This window comes from Natrinema salifodinae, assembly GCF_900110455.1.
In the GTDB taxonomy this organism is placed as follows: Archaea; Halobacteriota; Halobacteria; order Halobacteriales; family Natrialbaceae; genus Natrinema; species Natrinema salifodinae.
The window spans coordinates 499,640-516,420 of record NZ_FOIS01000003.1 but is presented as its reverse complement, the minus strand read 5'-3'; the positions used below and the strand labels follow the sequence as shown (position 1 = coordinate 516,420).

Sequence of the window (16,781 nt, the reverse complement as noted above, 5' to 3'; positions counted from 1 at the left end):
CGAGAGCGCCCGGACCCATAGCCGTCACGGTTCCGATGAGCGGAGACGCGTCGTTTGACGGGTATCGATCCTCCCGCTGGCCGCCGAACGCGGATGCGTGCCGTTCTTTCTCAATGATGGTGCGTAACACACAAGACACATAGGTATCGCTGACCTTTCCTTGGGCAATGAAGCGGTGGCTCCGTCAGTGCGCCGACGCGGCCTACGAGCGGCTGCTCTCCCGCGAAATCACGGGCGCGCCGACCCACGTTGCAGTGATTCAGGACGGTAACCGACGGTACGCCCGCCAACGAGGCGGCGACGCCCACGAGGGCCACCGTGCGGGCGCCCAGACGGCCGAACATATCCTCGAGTGGTGTCAGGACATCGGCGTCGAGGAACTGACGCTGTATACGTTCTCGACGGAGAACTTCGATCGCCCCGAAGAGGAAAACGAGGCGCTGTTCGACCTCCTTTGCGATAAACTCCGGGAGTTCGGCGACGCCGAGCGCGTTCACGAGAACGAAGTCTGTATCCGTGCCATCGGCGAAACCGAGATGCTCCCCGAACGAGTCCAAGACGCGGTCGCCTACGCCGAACGACGCACTCGCGGCTACGATCGGTTCGTTCTCAATATCGCGCTCGCGTACGGCGGCCGATCGCGGCTGCTCGACGCCGCTCGCGGCGTCGCCGAGGGCGTCGCCGACGGCGACCTCGATCCCGACGAGATCGACGTCGAAGACATCGAAGATCGTCTGTACGATCAGCCGGTTCGAGACGTCGATCTCATCATTCGACCCGGCGGCGAAGAGCGGACGTCGAACTTCCTGCCGTGGCACGCAAACGGTAACGAGGCGGCCGTCTTCTTCTGTACGCCCTACTGGCCGGAGTTTTCCAAAACCGACTTTCTCCGAGGAATCCGCACCTACGAACACCGCGAGGAGTCCTGGCGGCGGACCCGCGCCAGGCGCGCGCTGGCCCTGCTGGGCGCCGTCAGCGAGCCCGAACTCGCCGAGGCCCGCTCGATCGTCGACCGGTTCCGCGACTCGCTCCCCTCCGCCGAACGACCCGAGGTCGACGAAATCGACGCCAGCGAACTGGAAACCGGGGACTCGGGCAGCCAGGCCGCCGACTAAGACCGCGACCGTGGGCGCCGACGGCATACCAGCGCCCCCACGACCGAAGGGCGGTTCGAGTACCGAATGCTCCGACGTGCCGACGGCTAAAGGTGAACGGCCGATGGTGAACGGCCGATGGTGAACGGCCGAAGGGTGAGGTCAGGAGTCTCCGCGACCGGACGGTGACCGGTCTCCTCGCTCCCACACGCCGCTTCGGTCGCCGAACGGACCCCACCCACCACAAAATCTTTATCTATAATATTGACAACATTACGTACGATGTCGTCACCCACCCGTGCTCCCGCCGTCGACGTCGAGCGATTCGTTCGGCTCACGGACGTTTCGCTCGACGACGCGTACGCGCTCCTCGCGAATCCGCGAACGCGGCTCACCCTTCACGTCCTGTCGACGTGTGACTCGCGGCTCTCGGTCGCGACGCTGACCGACGCCGTCGCCCGCCGGGACGAACTCGACGTCGACGCCGTCCGCGCATCGCTCGTCCACACCGTCTTGCCGAAACTCGACGCGTACGAACTCGTCGAGTACGACCGCGACGCCGACGCGGTTCGGCTCGACGGGCCGGTCGTCGCCGCCGCCGATCCGATCGCGGACCTGGCGGGCACACCCGAATCCGAGCCCGAATCAGCGGGTGCAAACAGTTAGAACGGCGAAAACAATAGCATACGGTCCGATACCGATCGACCGCCGCTGCTCCCCTTATTGGCCGAACCGCCGCGACCGATTACAGTACTCCCGAACCGCCCGCAGGAAGTCCCGCTTGCGGAAGTCCCGCCAGTTCACGTCCGTGAAGTACAGCTCCGAATAGACCGACTGCCAGATCATGAAATCCGAGAGCCGTTCCGCACCGGTCTTGATCACCAGATCCGGCTCCGAGGGAAAGACCAGGTGGTCCTCGACGTGTTCGTCGTCGATCTCGTCGGGGTCGAGTTCGCCCGCGTCGACGCGCCCGGCGAGGGTTCGGACCGCGCTGGTGAACTCGTGTTTCCCGCCGAGGCCGATCCCGATCCGGATCGGGGCGTCGGCGCGCGCCTTGTCTTCCGGACCACGAACGGCGATCGGGCGCGGTGCGTCGATCGTCTCGAGCTCGCGCCGCAGGGCGGGGACCGCCGCCGCGTCGAGGACGCTCACGTAGACGGTCACCTGCGAGGCGTACTCGTCGGCCCACTCGAAGAAGTCGGTGAGCGTCTCGTAAGCGCCCCGCTCTAACAGGTCCCGCTCTGTGATCACGAGCGCGACGTGGTCGGGCGGGTCGCCGTCGTGGCGGCGGATCCGGAGCGTGAGATACCGTTCGTACAAGCCCACGGCAATGACATTCATCGCCGGTGCTATACGGGTTACGGGTTCGAACGGGGCGCGGACCGATCAATCACCCGAGAATTCGGACCGCCCGCACCAGCCCGTTGAGGCCAGTGAAAACCGACCGAGCCGGGTTCACGAAGCTTCAAGTGAACGCCACAGAAAGGGACCGATATCGTGACAGCACCCGTTCGACGAGCCGGCGTGTTCGCGGTTCTCTGTACGCTCTCGCTCGTCGTTCCGCTCTTCGGTCCGCGGGCGGGAGCCGCGATCGCCGGCGTCGTCCTACTCGGAGCCTACGGCATCACCGACGGCCCGCTCTTCGAACTGCTCGCCTATCCGGGCGACTACGAGGACGCTCGGCTCTACGGCCTCATCACGTTCGTCCTCGCGGGGGTTGCGCTCGGACTCATGGCGACCGCGGCCGCGATGCCGGTCACCGTCTTCGTCGGGACGGTGTTGCTCGTCGGCTACGGCAACCTCGGCGAACAACTCGTCCGGCTCCGAACGGACCACGACATCGGCCGCGTGGCCGCCTTTTGTCTTACGGCGACCGTCGCCGCCGTCGCCGGCCAGGCGATCGCGCATTCGTTCGTCGGCGCCGTCGTGTCCGAGCCGCCGATCGTCGTCTTCCTGGCTACCAGCGGTGCGTTCCTCGCGGCGTTGCTCCGCGACGTCCTGTTGCGCTCCGACGATCCGATCGTCGTGCTTTCGGTCGGCCTCCTGCTGTGGCTGCTCGCGGAACTCGAGCCGACGATCAGCGCGGGCGAGATCGTCGTCGCGCTCGCGATCACCGTCGCGCTGGGGTACGTTTCGTACGCCCTCGAGACGGCCTCCATCGCGGGGATGCTCACCGGCATCCTGTCAGGCCTGCTGACGATCGTCCTCGGCGGTTACGGCTGGTTCGCCGTCCTCATCTCGTTTTTCGCTATCGGCGGTCTCTCGACGAAGTTCCGCTACGACCGCAAGGCGGAACTCGGCGTCGCCGAGGACAACAACGGCGCGCGCGGCAGCGGCAACGTCCTCGGCAATGCCGCCGTCGCGCTCGTCGCGGTGCTCGGCTACGCGGCCAGCGACGCCGGGTTCCTCCCTCGGGAGCCCGAACTGTTCCTCTTCGCCTTCGCCGGCTCCATCGCGACCGCGATGAGCGACACCCTCTCCAGCGAAATCGGGAGCGTCTTCGAGACGCCGCGACTGATCACGACGCTCGAGCCGGTCGATCCCGGCACCGACGGCGGCGTTACCTGGCAGGGTGAACTCGCCGGCGTCACCGGCGCGGCCGTCGTCGCCAGCCTGGCCTTCGCGCTCTTTCCCGAAGTCGGCGCCGTCGGCGCGGCGATCATCGTCGCCGCCGGCATCGTCGGCATGACCGTCGACAGCCTGCTCGGGGCGACCCTCGAGGGATCGCTCCTTGGCAATCAGGGCGTGAACTTCCTCGCGACGCTGTCCGGCGCGCTCGCCTGTGCGCTGCTGGTGGTGTCCGTTGCCGTTCCCGGCTGACCGGTCGCCGATCCGTCACACCTGCGCGACGAGGGGAGTCGGGTGAGGGGAGTATCGAAAATCGGAGATCGGCGCGGGGTGATCGGGGTGCGAGGGAGAGATCAGTCGTCCGCGGCGGAGAACGAGTTCTCGGAAGCCGGTTCGTCGAGCGCGTGCTCTGATTGGTCGTCTGGAATCGCGATCTCGAACGGGTCGTCGGCCTGCGCCCGGGCAGTTGCAGCGGTGCTCGTCGCCCAGAAGGTCAGGAGCACCCAGGCGCCGAGCAGTGCGAGCGCGACCGTTGGCGGGGGACTCATCATCGGTCGTTCGGCACTGGCCGATTATCAACTACTCGGCACGGTCCCGTGAGAAGCGGTCGATCGGCTCCCGGTCAGGTTCAATTCGGCGGTCGGTCGGCGACGTCCTCGATCGCGTGGATCCGGACGTCGGTTGGGCGCTTGGTGAACTGTCCGAGCGAGCGGGCGACGATCACGTCGACGCCGCGATCGGCCGCCAGGTCGAGCAGCCGCTGGCCGAGGATCTCGTCTAGAACGACCGTCGTCGGCGTCGTCTCGAGCGACTCGAGCGTGCTGTAGGCGTTGCTCGCGTCGGTCTCGTCGATGGGCGCACCCGCGTCGTCGAGAAAGCGGACGCGGTCGGTCTCCGCTCGGATGATCTCGGCCGCGTGGTCGTAGACCGTTTCGGGACCGCTGTCGGTTTCGGACGCTGGGTCCGTTTCCGTTTCCACCTCGGCCTCGATCGCGGGGCCCCCGCCGGTCGCATCCGCGTCGGTCCGGTCGCGGCTCGCGCCGGTGCGTTCGGTTTTCGCCTTCGCCGGCGCTTCGGGGGGTTCGGCGTTGGGCCTGGTCCCGGCGTCAGTGCCGGCTTCGACGCTGCCGGTCGATTCGCTCACCGACTCGAGCTCGGACCCCGTGTTCGCTTCGAGGTCGGCGTCGGCGGCCGTATCGCCGTCGGTCTCGTCGTCGGTCGGCGACGATGTGGACCCGGACTCGGACCCAGACCCCGTTGCGGTCCCGGTCCCTACCTCGGACGGCCGCGGTGCTGGCGTCGTGCTGCCGTCAGTCGCGGCGACCGCCTCCCGCGGCTCGTTCAGTTCGGCGACGGTCTCGTAGGGGACCTTGTTCCGGAGGGCGGCGAACAGCTCGTGGTGGTCGAGGTCCTCGACGGAACTGTCGGCGGGCGCAAAGGCGACGTAGTCGATGTCGCCGACCTGGGCGAGCTCCTCGAGAATGAGATCGCCGCCGCGGTCGCCGTCGAGGAAGGCCGTGACGGTGCGGTGGCGGGTGAGTTCGGCGACAGCGTCGGGGACGTTCGTCCCCTCGACCGCGATGGCGTTCTTGATGCCGTACTTCAGCAGGGTGAGCACGTCGGCCCGACCCTCGACGACGATGATGGCGTCGCTGTCCGTGACGCGGGGGCCGGCGGGCAGGCCTTCGTACTCGGTGATGTCCTCGACGCGGACGTGCTGGCGCACCTCCGCGAGGATCTCGTCGGAGGACATGATCGAGTCGTCGAAGCCCGTCTGGAGCAGTTCCTTCGCGCGGTCGACGACTTCCTTGCGCTTTGCTGCCCGCACGTCCTCGATCTCGGTGACTTCGAGGCCGGCCCGACAGGGACCGACGCGCGTGATCGTCTCGAGGGACGCGGCGAGAGTGGCCGTTTCGACCTTGTCGAGGCTGGTCGCGATCGTTACCTGACCGTGGGAGGTGCCTTGCGTGCTCGCAATTTCGACGTCGATGCGGCCGACTTTACCGGACTGCCGGAGGTCGCGGAGATCGAGGTCGTCGCCGAGCAGGCCTTCGGTCTGCCCGAAGATCGCGCCGACGACGTCGCTCCGCTCGACGACCCCGTCAGCCGTGACGTCCGCGTGAATGAGGTATTTCGAAGTGTCTTCCATGGGAGATCTGTCCCCGGGAGGGGCGGTGACGCGGAGTTGCGTACAGAGACCGGTTTATATACGAGTTCGTTCGTGGGGGGCAAATAGCTGTTGACCTGCGAAAGAATCCCGAACGAGTCGCGAGCCACCCGTTGGCGTTCGCTCCGGGCGTCGATCCTCGGCACCGTCGGCGAGCCGGTCCGCCGACGACCCCTGGCGTCCTCAGTACGTCGGCCGATACCAGTACCAGTAGGCCGTCACCGCGAGCAGAACGACCAGGCCGCCGAGGAAGAAGAGCAGCCCGGGCGGTACGGTGTCGAACACCGCGTCGGCCGCGTCCAGCGCGCCGTCGCTGGCGTTTTGAACGGTCTCGTTGTCGGCGTCGAGCACCGGATCGACCTGGTCGGCCCCGTCTGCGTCGGTACCGTTGCTTTCGGCTCCCGTGGGCTCGGTATCGTCGTTCTCCGTGATCTGGAAATCGCCGCCGTCGGCGTCGGATCCGTCGCTCGCCCCGTCGTCCGGGGACGTCGGCTCCGCGTCATCGACTGATTCGTCGTCGGCCGCATCCGCCGAATCGGTCGGCGACGTGCCGTCCTCGCTCGCCGCGCTGTCACCGCCTGACGTCGTTCCCGCGTCCGCTCCCGTCCCCGACCCGGACGGCGCGAGCCACTCCGTGAGCGCGTACTGAACCAGAACGCTCCCGCCCGCCAGCGCGCCGACGCCGCCGATCAGCCGCGAGAGCGCCTCCTTCAGTTTCGTCGCTTTCGACTCGTCGCTGGTCACGATCAGCGGCCCGTCGGTCGTCGCGTAGACGCTCATCTCGTTGCCCCGCGAGGAGTACCAAGTGTCTACGACCTCGACGAGGCCGGCGTTCTCGAGCTTCTCGAGGTGGTAGCGTACGTTCTGGATCGACGAATCGATCGCATCAGCGATATCGCTGGGAGTCGCGGGATCCTCGTCGAGGCGCGCGTAGATCTCCCGGGCCGTCGTCGAGGAGAGAGCCGCGAACACGGCGTCGGCGTCCTCCCCCTCGAGGTCGACGACACGGGGTTTCCCTTCCTCGGCGGCCGTCTCGGAGCGGAACGGAAACAGACGGGCCATATCGAGTTCGATTCCTATTCCCTGCCAAACACGTATACCCTTTTTCCTCGGTGAAAGATCGATTTTAGTTAGCGACAACCGCGGGACGGCACCGAGTCGTCGGACTGATGAACAAATCTCTTCGATATCGGTGTTCGAATAGTAAGGGTTACCCATGTCGGGGCAAACCGTCCCATATGCGACGGAACGAACTGGTGGTGTGGATCGCGGTCGCAGTCGTCCTTACGGGACTCGCGATTCCGTGGTTCCTCTGGGGCTCGGCGACTGTCGTCGCCGGCCTGCCGGTGTGGCTCTGGTGGCACGTCGCCTGGCTGTGTCTCGCGTCGGTCGTCTTCTGGTGCTTCGCGCAGCGGGCGTGGGGGCTCGGCATCGAGACGAGGAACGGGGACCCGAGCGACTCGTCGCCGGAGCGGCCCGACCCCGCTCGCGGGTCCGACACCGGACCCGGGGGTGAGTTCCGATGAGGGCCGTCTCGCTGCAACTGACCATCGTCGTCGGCTACCTCCTGGTCGCGCTCGCGGTCGGCCTGGTCGCCTATCGGCTGACCGACCGGACGGCCGAGGACTTCTACCTGGCGAGTCGGACGCTCGGGACGGTTGTCCTGCTGTTTACGACCTTCGCGACGCTATTGTCGGCGTTTACCTTCTTCGCCGGGCCGAACGTCGCCTACGCGCAGGGCCCCGAGTGGGTGCTGGTCATGGGACTGATGGACGGGCTCATCTTCGCCGTGCTCTGGTACGTGATCGGCTACAAGCAGTGGCTGCTCGGGCGGCGGTACGGCTACGTCACGCTCGGCGAGATGCTCGGCGACCGCTTCGGATCGCGGTGGCTCCGAGGGCTCGTCGCCGGAATCAGCCTGCTGTGGCTGTTTCCCTACGTCACGCTCCAGCAGGTCGGAGCCGGCACCGCCCTCGAAGCGCTCACCGAGGGGACGGTCTCCTACGCCGCCGGCGCCGGGCTGATCACGGCGTTTATGATCCTCTACGTCGTCGTCGCCGGGATGCGCGGGATCGCCTGGACCGACACGCTCCAGGGCGCGTTCATGCTCGTCACCACCTGGGTCGCGCTGCTGTGGGTGCTCGCGTCCGTAGGCGGCCCCGGCGCGGCGACGGCGGCGCTCGCCGAAAGCGAGGAGACCGCCGGGTTCCTCTCGCTGGGCGGCGACTACTACACGGTCCAGTGGATGCTCTCGACGGCGATCGTGATCGGCTTCGGCGTCGCGATGTTCCCGCAGGTCAACCAGCGCTTCTTCGCCGCGGGCTCGCGGACCGTGCTCAAGCGCTCGTTCGCCCTCTGGCCGATCCTCTGCGTCCTGCTGTTCGTCCCCTCGTTCATGCTCGGCGCCTGGGCCCGCGGCCTCGGCGTCGAGATGCCTGCAAGCGGCAACATCCTCCCCGCGATCCTCGCGGAGTACACGCCGGTGTGGTTCGCCGCGCTGGTCATCGCCGGCGCGATGGCCGCGATGATGTCCTCCTCGGACTCGATGCTGCTGTCCGGCTCGTCGTACTTCACGCGGGACCTGTGCCGGCCGCTCCTCACATCCTTCGGACGCACCCTTTCCGAGCGTCGCGAGGACCTGATCGCCCGCGGCGTCGTCGTGGCCTTCGCGACCGCCGCCTTTCTCGCCAGTCTGCGACGGCCCGCGACGCTGTTCGAACTCGGCGACGCGGCCTTCAGCGGTTTCGCGCAGCTCGCGCTGCCCGTGCTGCTCGCGCTCTACTGGCGACCCACCACGCGGGCCGGCATCACCGCCGGGATCCTCGCGAGCCAGGCCTTCTACGTGCTGAGTCTCTTCCTCACCGCGGTCCCCGGCTCCTACGCGGGCTGGTCGGCCGGCCTGGTCGGCATGGGACTCGGCCTGGCCGTCACCGTCGCCGTCTCCCTGGTGACGTCGCCGGCGAGCGCCGAGCGGCGCGCGATCTACTTCGACGGCCTCGGCGCGGACTGACCCCCGCTCCGGAATCGCAACCGCCACGCTGAACGGCCCCGCTCGCATACGCTGCGACAATGGTACTCGACCTACCGCCTTCGGTCGCTGACGATTGGCGCCGCCTGGGATCGCGAACCGACGAACGGAGCCTCTCCCTCGCGACCGTCACCGCCGAGACGACCGTCTTCGAACACCGACCGACCGCCGACGCGCTCGATCAGCTCCGCGCGGACGGCGAGATCCCGGCGCGGTCGCTGTTCACCGTCGATCTCTCGATCAGCCCCTCGCTCTCTCTCGTCGGCCTCTCCCCGGACAACGCGCTCGACAAGGCCGCACCGAAGGTCCGCGAGCAGTTCGTCGACACCCTCGAGGACGACGGGATCACGGTCCGCGGCGAGCGGGCCAGCGAGTACATCGACCGCCCCGACGGGACCGTCGGCCACCTCACCGTGCTCGAGGTCGCGTACCCGACGGGCTCGGCGGGATCGGCCGGCCAGGCCGGCGAGTCCGACGCGACCGGATCGGAAACTGCGGCCGACGAAGCGGCTGCCGCCGAGCGTCCCGCGATCGACGCCGAAGCCCACGCCGCCGTCTGGCCCGACGACGACGCGTACGTGATGGCGGGCGGCCTCCTCCCGCTCGAGGCCCCCGACGCGGATCTGCTCGGGGCCGCGTTGGACGTCGATCCGGACCGCGACCGCGAGATCGTCGTCGACGTGTTCCGGCGACTGGAGCTCGGGTCCGCGGCCGACGACGCCGGCTCGACGTGACGACTCCTCCCTCGATCGCGATCGAGACCGCCTGGCCGGCCGCGGCGAACGCCCTCGGACGGCGATCGGGGACGGCCGGCGATCGACCGCTGTCAGAGTGTCGAAATAGTTAACGGATGGGGCGTTTATCTCCCGATATGGCACATTACAGTAGCTCCGATTACCCGCGACTAACGAAGACCGGGTTCTTCCTCGGTCTCGCGCTGTTCGTCATCGGCGCGGGCAGCGAGCTCGTCGGTCACGCGCTGTTCGGCTCGCTGCCCCAGTGGGAGAACACGCTGTTCTTCGCGCTGACGATTGTTGGATTCCTCATTGGCTTCTTCTCTCCGTTCGTGTTCGGCATTCTCCTGCCTCTGACCGAGTGAGCGCCTCCGCGAGCGGTGTTCGAGCAGTTTTGTTACGGCCTCACGGGACGGCGGTTTCAGTTCGGCGCCTCCCCGGAGTCGGTTCAGGTGGACTCGTCCGAACGCGCCGATCCGTTACCGAAGCTATAATTCATCCCATATGCCACTAATCGAAAAGCTAATTGATCGGTCTAAAGAACCCCGAAACGATGGATCTGGGCCCCGAAAAGTACAATATCTCTACTTTCATCGAAGCATGTAGGAACCCGGAAAAATTCAAATACGAGATCAAAGAACGGTACGGCGACGTAACGAAGCACGTCTTCTATCGGAAGTACGGGCGCCCAACCAACATCATGGAAGCGGACTGGGACAATTTGCTCATCTTGGACGCCTGTCGATTCGATTACTTCTCCGAATACAATTCCATAGAGGGGGACTTGAACGCCGCCGTGTCCGTCGCGTCGACGAGCAACGAGTTTATGCAGAAGACGTTCGCCAACGGGACGTTCCACGATACGGTCTACGTTTCAGCCAACGGGTTTTCGCATCACCTCGCGGACGACACCTTCCACGAATTCGTCTCTACGTACCCCGAGTCCCAACGAGACGTCCTCGATAGCGAACTCTACCGGAACTACCATCCCGAGGTCGTTTGCGACGAGGCCATCGACGCTCACGAACGGAATCAGGACAAGCGATTGCTCGTCCATTTCATGCAGCCCCACGGCCCGTATTTCGGCCCGAAAGCCGAGGCGCTGCGCGAGCGGCTCCGAGCAAACCACGGCATCGAATTCTCCGCGTGGGCGTCCGACACTGACGTGACCAGCCGTTCGAGCGGCATGGTGTACCTGCTGGATGCCGCCGAACGCGGCTACGTCTCTTCGGACGAAATTCGGGAGGTGTACGTCGAGAATCTGGAACTGGTCCTCGACTACGTCCGGCGGTTCCTCGAACGGGTAGACGGAAAGACCGTCGTCACCGCCGACCACGGAGAACTGCTCGGCGAGGCGACGAACCTCTATACCAGGCTGACGGGCAACCGGTACGAACACCCGGGGTACGTCTGGGTACCGGAACTGCGAATCGTTCCCTGGTTGGTCGTCGAATCGGGAGAGCGGCGCGAGACCGTCTCGGAACGGCCCGCCGAAACGGACGCCGTTCACGAAGACGTGGTCGAGGAACACCTCCAGGCGTTAGGCTACACGTCCTGAACCGATCGAGCCGGGACGAGAGATATCGACGCGCGCCGCCGCGGGTATCAACCGACCGGAGAGTGGTGCTTTTTATAAACTCCACCGCTACGTACCCCGTATGCAAACCCACATCGTCCCGGTCGGCTTCGACTACGACCGGCTGATCGCGCCGCTCGTGCGCGATCAGATCGACGTCGACAGCGTGATCTTACTGGAGGGGGCCGTCGGCAGCGAGGCCAACGTCGAGTACTCGCGGCATCTCTCGGAGAAACTCGAGACCGACTTCACGAACCTGCTGGGCGCCGAGACCGAACGGTTCGTCCTCGAAGACGTCTACGACTACGACGAGGCCTTCGAGCAGGCCTACGAACTCATCACCGCGGAACTCGACGCGGGCAACGAGGTCTGGGTCAACGTCGCCGCGATGCCCCGAACCGTGAGCTTCGCCTTCGCCAACGCCGCCCACTCGCTGATGGTCGAGCGCCAGGAGGACCGCGAGGGGATCCACACCTACTACACCGCCCCCGAGAAGTACTTGGAGACCGAACTCGCCGAGGAACTCCGCGAACAGATCGCGCTGCTCGAGGACCTCCGCGGGGACGGCGACGACGCCGCGGGGATCGAGGACGACCGGCTCGCAGACCGCCTGGCGAGCGCCCGCGACCTCTTGGCCGAGTTCGACGAGCGCGGAACGACCATCGGTGCCAAGGAAATCGACGGCAAGCACATCGTCGAACTCCCGGTCGCCTCCTTCTCGAACGTCAAGCCCTTCGAGGAACTCATCCTCTACAAGCTCGGCGAGGACGGCGAGTTCGACTCCGTCTCGGAACTGGCCGAATCGCTAGCCCGCGAACTCAACGAGGAGTACACCGACAGCTTCCGCTCGAAGGTGATCTACAACGTCGACCGCCTGGGCCCCGGTGGCAAGGGCTACATCGAGCGCGAGGAACACGGGAAGTCCTATCGGACCAGGCTCTCTCGGATCGGCGAACTGTGGGTGCGGGCCCACTCCGATAACGGGCCCGACGAGTGATCATCCACCACCGATCGATTCCGGTACTCGGCTCGTGATCGCCCGACGGCGCGACGAGTGCCGGACGTAGCCTTACAACGGTCCGGCTGTAATTCGAAGCCGGTCAATGAACGTCCTGCTCGTTCTGGGGCATCCGCGGACCGATAGCTTCTGTGGCGCCCTAGCCGACGCGTACGTCGAGGGCGCCCGCCAGGCGGGCGTCGACGTCCGCCGACTCGACCTGGCGGACATGGAGTTCGATCCGCACGTCCGCACCGAGCGCCCGGAGGAGCAGCCGCTCGAGGAGGATCTGGTCGAGGCCCAGCGGCGGATCGAGTGGGCGGACCACCTCGCGTTCGTCTATCCGAACTGGTGGGGGACGATGCCGGCGTTGCTCAAGGGATTTTTCGACCGCGTCTTCACCCCCGGCTTCGCGTTCTCGTTTTACGACGAGGGCGAGGGCGCGGGCCGCCGGAAGCTGCTGGACGACAAAACCGCCGAACTGATCGTGACGATGGACACGCCCGGGTGGGTCTATCGCTGGATCCTTCGCCGACCCGGCACCAACGCCGTCAAGCGCGCTACCCTCGGGTACGCGGGCGTCCGGACCACGCGCGCCACGAACGTCGGTCCGATCGAGGACTCGGACTCGGCGGACCGCCAGGCGTGGCTGGACGACGCGCGGGAACTCGGACGCAGCCTGGCCGACGGGCCCGAGTCGCCCGCGACGCGAGCGAAGCGCCGAATCGCGACGTGGCTCACGGCCCTCCGCCTTCAGTTCTACCCGATGGCGTGGATCGCCTACGCCGTCGGCGCGCTGGCCGCGACCGGGTCGAGCGACGTCTTCTCTACGGCGGTCTTCTGGGCCGGCTTTTGCTTTCTCTTCTTCCTCGAGGCGGCGACCGTGTTGAGCAACGAGTACTACGATTACGAGACTGACCGCCGGAACACCTTCGCGGGGCCGTTCACCGGCGGCTCGCGGGTGCTGGTCGACGGCGCCCTCGATCGGGCGTCGCTCCGTCGCGGCATTTATGTCGCCCTCGTCCTCGCCGCAGGCGCCGCGCTCGCCGTCCTCGCGCTCGTCGCCGGCTCGCTCCTCGCGACGGCCGCGCTGCTGGGCGGCCTGGCGAGCCTGGCGCTCGGGTACACGGCGCCGCCCCTGCGGTTGGCCTACCGTACGCTCGGCGAACTCGACGTGGCTGCGACCCACAGCGTCGGCGTCCTGCTATGTGGGTTCGTCTTCCTCGGCGGGTCGTGGCGCGATCCGACGCCGTGGCTGCTGGGACTGCCGTTCCTGCTGTCGATCGTCCCGGCGATCACCCTCGCCGGCCTGCCGGACGTCGCGGCCGACCGCGCCGCCGACAAGGAGACGATCGCCGTCCGGTTCGGTGTCGACGGAGCCGCGGCGGTCGCGACCGCCGCAGCGCTGCTCGCGGCCCTCGCCGGGTTAGCCCTGCAGGTCACCGGCGCGGTCCCGGCAGCCTACGATCCGCTCGTCTCCGGTAGCGTCCCCCACGCGATCGCGATCGCCTGGCTCGTTCGAACGCGCGTCGACCCGGCCGCGATGCCGGCCCGGATCGACGGGCTGATGGTTGCGTCGTTGAGCTACATCGCCTGGTTCGGCGTCGTGCCGTTGGTCGGGCTGCTCTGAGCGCTCGACCGGGCGACGCAGACGGTGCGTCGCGACGAAGGACCAAGCAAACGACGAAACACCTAACACGGATCCCGGGGCAAGAGGTGGTATGAGCCCGTCCGTCGCGGCCTCGGCCGATCGGTCCGACCGCCCGCGCGGCGCCGTTTTGGTAGGGGCCCCGTAGCCCCGCATCTCCTACCCCGTTTCGACGGATGTATTGTCGCCGACCGGCATTCACAGCACAACGACGACTATGGACGATAGCCGACCGCACTTTCGGACCCGCATCCGGACGTATCGACGACGCCCACATCGGGCGGTGAGAGCATGAGCATGGACGCCCCGGAACAGACCGACGAGCCCAGCCTCGACGGCGACTACGACCCCGAAGCGGTCGAGACCCGCTGGCAGCGACGCTGGGTCGACGAGGACGTCTACGCCTACGATGGCAACGCGAAGCGAGACCCCAACACCGTCTACTCGATCGACACGCCGCCGCCGACGGTCTCGGGCAGCCTGCACATGGGCCACCTCTACGGTCACACGCTGCAGGACTTCGCCGCGCGGTTCCAGCGGATGGCCGACGGCGACGTGCTCTTCCCGTTCGGCTACGACGACAACGGGATCGCCAGCGAACGCCTGACCGAGAAGGAACTGGATATCCGCCACCAGGACTACGAGCGCCGCGAGTTCCAGGAGCTCTGCCGCGAGGTTTGCCAGCAGTACGAGGACGAGTTCACCGAGAAGATGCAGGGCCTCGGCTGTTCGATCGACTGGAACAACACCTACAAGACGATCGAACCCCGCGTCCAGCGGATCTCGCAGCTCTCGTTCCTCGACCTCTACGAGAAGGACCGCGAGTACCGGAAGAAGGCGCCCGCGATCTGGTGTCCCGAGTGCGAGACCGCCATCTCGCAGGTCGAGATGGAGGACGACGAGCGCGGCTCGCACTTCAACGACATCGCCTTCGAGGTCGTCGGCGAGGACGCCCCGCGCGAGGAGTTCGTCATCTCCACGACGCGCCCGGAACTCATCCCGGCCTGCGTCTCTGTCTTCGTCCACCCCGACGACGACGAGAATCAAGACCTGGTCGGCGAGACCGCCCGCGTCCCGATCTTCGAGCAGGAAGTGCCGATCATCGCGGACGAGCGCGTCGACATGGAGAAGGGCAGCGGCGTCGTGATGTGCTGTACCTTCGGCGACCAGAACGACATCGAGTGGTACCAGGCCCACGACCTGCCGCTGCGGGTGGCGATCGACGAGTCCGCGACGATGACCGACCTGGCGGGCGACTACGAGGGCATGTCCACCGAGGAGGCCCGCGAGGCCATCGTCGAGGACTTGGACGACGAGGGCTACCTGCGCGACCGCTGGGAGATCTCCCACGCGGTGCAGGTCCACGAGCGGTGTGACACGCCTGTCGAATTCCGCGTCTCCAAGCAGTGGTACGTCGAGATCCTCGACCACAAAGAGGAGTACCTCGAGGCCGGCCGGGAGATGGACTGGTACCCCGAGAAGATGTTCACCCGGTACAAGCACTGGATCGAGGGTCTGGAGTGGGACTGGCTCATCTCCCGCCAGCGCGACTCGGGGATCCCGTTCCCGGTCTGGTACTGTGCGGACTGCGATCACGAGATCATGGCCGATCGCGAGAACCTACCGGTCGATCCGCTCTCGGACGAGCCCCCCGTCGATAGCTGTCCCGAGTGCGGCCACGACGAGTTCGTCGCCGAGGAGGACGTCTTCGACACCTGGGCGACCTCCTCGCTGACTCCCCTGATCAACGCCGGCTGGGATTGGGACGCGGAGGCCGAGGAGTTCGCGATGGACAACCCCGAACTCTATCCCTTCGACCTCCGGCCCCAGGGCCACGACATCATCTCGTTCTGGCTGTTCCACACCATCGTCAAGTGCTACGAGCACACCGGCGAGGTGCCGTTCGACGCGACGATGATCAACGGCCACGTGTTAGACGAGAACCGCGAGAAGATGTCCAAATCGCGGGGCAACGTCGTCGCCCCCGACGAGGTGCTCGCGGAGTACCCCGTCGATGCCGTCCGGTTCTGGGCCGCCAGCGCCGCCGTCGGCGACGACTTCCCGTACCAGGAGAAAGACCTGACCGCGGGCGAGAAGCTCCTGCGCAAGCTCTGGAACGCCTCGAAGCTCGTCGACACGCTCGCGCCGCGCGAGCCCGACGAGCCCGCCGATCTCGACGCGATCGACCGGTGGCTGCTGGCCGAACTCGACGACGCGATCGAGGACCTCACGGCCCACCTCGAGGCGTACGAGTTCGCGAAGGCCCGCGACCGCCTGCGGACGTTCTTCTGGAACACCTTCTGCGACGACTACCTCGAGATCGCCAAACAGCGCGAGGACGAGCCCTCGACGCAGTACGCGCTGCGGACGGCCCATCGAACCTTCCTCGAACTGTGGGCGCCGTTCCTGCCCCACGCGACCGAGGAAATCTGGCAGGCCGTTTACGCCGACGGCGACGAGGAGCTCGACGCCACCAGCATCCACACCCGCGACTGGCCGGCCCCGCAGGGTCACGAGGCCGACCTCGAGGCCGGTGAGACGGCCATGGAGGTCATCTCCGCGCTGCGCCGCTACAAGAGCGAGAACCAGCTACCGCTGAACGCCGACCTCGAGTCGGTCTCGGTCTTCGGTCCGATCGCGGGCTTCGAGGACGCGATCCAGAACGTGATGCACGTCCAGGAGCTCACCGTGCTCGAGGAGCCCCCGGAGATCTCGACCGAGGTCGCCTCGATCGACCTCGACTACTCGACGCTCGGGCCGAAGTTCGGCTCGAAGGTCGGCGAGATCGACAGCGGCATCGAGAGCGGCGACTACGAGATCGACGACGAGGCCGACGTGCTCCGCGTCGCCGACGAGGAACTCGAGGACGACCTGTTCGAGGTCGAGTACGAGCGGACCTACTCCGGCGAGGGCGAGATGCTGGAGACCGAGTCGGCGGTCGTCATCCTCGGATAAGCTCTTCCCGTTCT

15 protein-coding genes are annotated in these 16,781 nt (G+C 66.7%); 11 read left to right on the top strand and 4 right to left on the bottom strand.

Translation table 11 applies throughout. The features are described 5' to 3' along the window. The first annotated feature begins 167 nt into the window (after positions 1-167). Together uppS and BMY29_RS12550 are read left to right on the top strand one after the other, a co-directional pair. Complete coding sequence (gene uppS, locus BMY29_RS12555; RefSeq protein WP_049991813.1) at positions 168-1,115, top strand: polyprenyl diphosphate synthase; 948 nt, start codon at positions 168-170, stop codon at positions 1,113-1,115. A gap of 261 nt (positions 1,116-1,376) precedes the next feature. Then, the gene (locus BMY29_RS12550; RefSeq protein WP_049991812.1) at positions 1,377-1,760 is read left to right on the top strand and encodes a DUF7344 domain-containing protein; all 384 of its coding nucleotides are present in this window, start codon (positions 1,377-1,379) and stop codon (positions 1,758-1,760) included. A gap of 54 nt (positions 1,761-1,814) precedes the next feature. On the opposite strand, the gene BMY29_RS12545 is transcribed toward BMY29_RS12550, so the two are convergent. Further along, complete coding sequence (locus tag BMY29_RS12545; RefSeq protein WP_049991848.1) at positions 1,815-2,420, bottom strand: undecaprenyl diphosphate synthase family protein; 606 nt, start codon at positions 2,418-2,420, stop codon at positions 1,815-1,817. Positions 2,421-2,591: 171 nt separating this feature from the next. On the opposite strand from BMY29_RS12545, the gene BMY29_RS12540 reads away from it, so the two are divergent. Then, positions 2,592-3,914 carry a DUF92 domain-containing protein gene (locus BMY29_RS12540; protein WP_049991811.1) on the top strand — a complete coding sequence of 441 codons (1,323 nt, stop codon included), beginning with the start codon at positions 2,592-2,594 and terminating at the stop codon, positions 3,912-3,914. Between the two features lie 101 nt (positions 3,915-4,015). Here the strand turns inward: BMY29_RS12540 and BMY29_RS12535 are convergent, their stop codons facing one another. From BMY29_RS12535 to BMY29_RS12525, 3 genes are all read right to left on the bottom strand, one after another. Next, complete coding sequence (locus tag BMY29_RS12535; protein ID WP_049991847.1) at positions 4,016-4,210, bottom strand: hypothetical protein; 195 nt, start codon at positions 4,208-4,210, stop codon at positions 4,016-4,018. Between the two features lie 80 nt (positions 4,211-4,290). After that, a complete protein-coding gene (dnaG, locus tag BMY29_RS12530; RefSeq protein WP_074854747.1) occupies positions 4,291-5,811 on the bottom strand; it encodes a DNA primase DnaG in 1,521 nt (506 codons plus the stop codon). A 201-nt stretch (positions 5,812-6,012) separates the two neighbouring features. Further along, on the bottom strand, positions 6,013-6,891 hold the full coding sequence (locus tag BMY29_RS12525; RefSeq protein WP_049992116.1) for an ArsR/SmtB family transcription factor: 879 nt from the start codon (positions 6,889-6,891) through the stop codon (positions 6,013-6,015). Between the two features lie 176 nt (positions 6,892-7,067). Between BMY29_RS12525 and BMY29_RS12520 the strand changes: the two genes are divergently transcribed. From BMY29_RS12520 to BMY29_RS12485, 8 genes are all read left to right on the top strand, one after another. Next, entirely contained in the window at positions 7,068-7,355 is a 288-nt protein-coding gene (locus BMY29_RS12520) for a DUF3311 domain-containing protein (RefSeq protein ID WP_049992117.1), read from the top strand. Further along, positions 7,352-8,839, top strand: coding sequence for a sodium:solute symporter family protein (locus BMY29_RS12515; RefSeq protein ID WP_049992118.1), 1,488 nt, complete (start codon positions 7,352-7,354; stop codon positions 8,837-8,839). Before BMY29_RS12520 ends, BMY29_RS12515 begins: the two co-directional genes overlap by 4 nt. 59 nt (positions 8,840-8,898) lie before the next feature. Then, positions 8,899-9,591, top strand: coding sequence for a DUF6517 family protein (locus BMY29_RS12510; protein ID WP_049992119.1), 693 nt, complete (start codon positions 8,899-8,901; stop codon positions 9,589-9,591). 137 nt (positions 9,592-9,728) lie between these two features. Continuing rightward, on the top strand, positions 9,729-9,956 hold the full coding sequence (locus tag BMY29_RS12505; protein ID WP_049992120.1) for a DUF7860 family protein: 228 nt from the start codon (positions 9,729-9,731) through the stop codon (positions 9,954-9,956). A 188-nt stretch (positions 9,957-10,144) separates the two neighbouring features. After that, positions 10,145-11,149, top strand: coding sequence for a sulfatase-like hydrolase/transferase (locus BMY29_RS12500; RefSeq protein WP_049992121.1), 1,005 nt, complete (start codon positions 10,145-10,147; stop codon positions 11,147-11,149). A gap of 100 nt (positions 11,150-11,249) precedes the next feature. Then, entirely contained in the window at positions 11,250-12,164 is a 915-nt protein-coding gene (locus BMY29_RS12495) for an HFX_2341 family transcriptional regulator (RefSeq protein WP_049992122.1), read from the top strand. A 106-nt stretch (positions 12,165-12,270) separates the two neighbouring features. Next, a complete protein-coding gene (locus tag BMY29_RS12490; RefSeq protein WP_049992123.1) occupies positions 12,271-13,794 on the top strand; it encodes an NAD(P)H-dependent oxidoreductase in 1,524 nt (507 codons plus the stop codon). A gap of 309 nt (positions 13,795-14,103) precedes the next feature. After that, the gene (locus tag BMY29_RS12485; RefSeq protein WP_049992124.1) at positions 14,104-16,767 is read left to right on the top strand and encodes a valine--tRNA ligase; all 2,664 of its coding nucleotides are present in this window, start codon (positions 14,104-14,106) and stop codon (positions 16,765-16,767) included. Positions 16,768-16,781: the final 14 nt, after the last annotated feature.

Excerpts from the sequence above, each read along its gene's own strand:
- BMY29_RS12485 (WP_049992124.1), top strand. The coding sequence starts at position 14,104 with ATGAGCATGGACGCCCCGGAACAGACCGACGAGCCCAGCCTCGACGGC.
- BMY29_RS12490 (WP_049992123.1), top strand. The coding sequence starts at position 12,271 with ATGAACGTCCTGCTCGTTCTGGGGCATCCGCGGACCGATAGCTTCTGT.
- BMY29_RS12550 (WP_049991812.1), top strand. The coding sequence starts at position 1,377 with ATGTCGTCACCCACCCGTGCTCCCGCCGTCGACGTCGAGCGATTCGTT.
- BMY29_RS12525 (WP_049992116.1), bottom strand. The coding sequence starts at position 6,891 with ATGGCCCGTCTGTTTCCGTTCCGCTCCGAGACGGCCGCCGAGGAAGGG.
- BMY29_RS12495 (WP_049992122.1), top strand. The coding sequence starts at position 11,250 with ATGCAAACCCACATCGTCCCGGTCGGCTTCGACTACGACCGGCTGATC.
- BMY29_RS12510 (WP_049992119.1), top strand. The coding sequence starts at position 8,899 with ATGGTACTCGACCTACCGCCTTCGGTCGCTGACGATTGGCGCCGCCTG.
- BMY29_RS12515 (WP_049992118.1), top strand. The coding sequence starts at position 7,352 with ATGAGGGCCGTCTCGCTGCAACTGACCATCGTCGTCGGCTACCTCCTG.
- dnaG (WP_074854747.1), bottom strand. The coding sequence starts at position 5,811 with ATGGAAGACACTTCGAAATACCTCATTCACGCGGACGTCACGGCTGAC.
- BMY29_RS12505 (WP_049992120.1), top strand. The coding sequence starts at position 9,729 with ATGGCACATTACAGTAGCTCCGATTACCCGCGACTAACGAAGACCGGG.
- uppS (WP_049991813.1), top strand. The coding sequence starts at position 168 with ATGAAGCGGTGGCTCCGTCAGTGCGCCGACGCGGCCTACGAGCGGCTG.
- BMY29_RS12500 (WP_049992121.1), top strand. The coding sequence starts at position 10,145 with ATGGATCTGGGCCCCGAAAAGTACAATATCTCTACTTTCATCGAAGCA.
- BMY29_RS12535 (WP_049991847.1), bottom strand. The coding sequence starts at position 4,210 with ATGAGTCCCCCGCCAACGGTCGCGCTCGCACTGCTCGGCGCCTGGGTG.
- BMY29_RS12520 (WP_049992117.1), top strand. The coding sequence starts at position 7,068 with ATGCGACGGAACGAACTGGTGGTGTGGATCGCGGTCGCAGTCGTCCTT.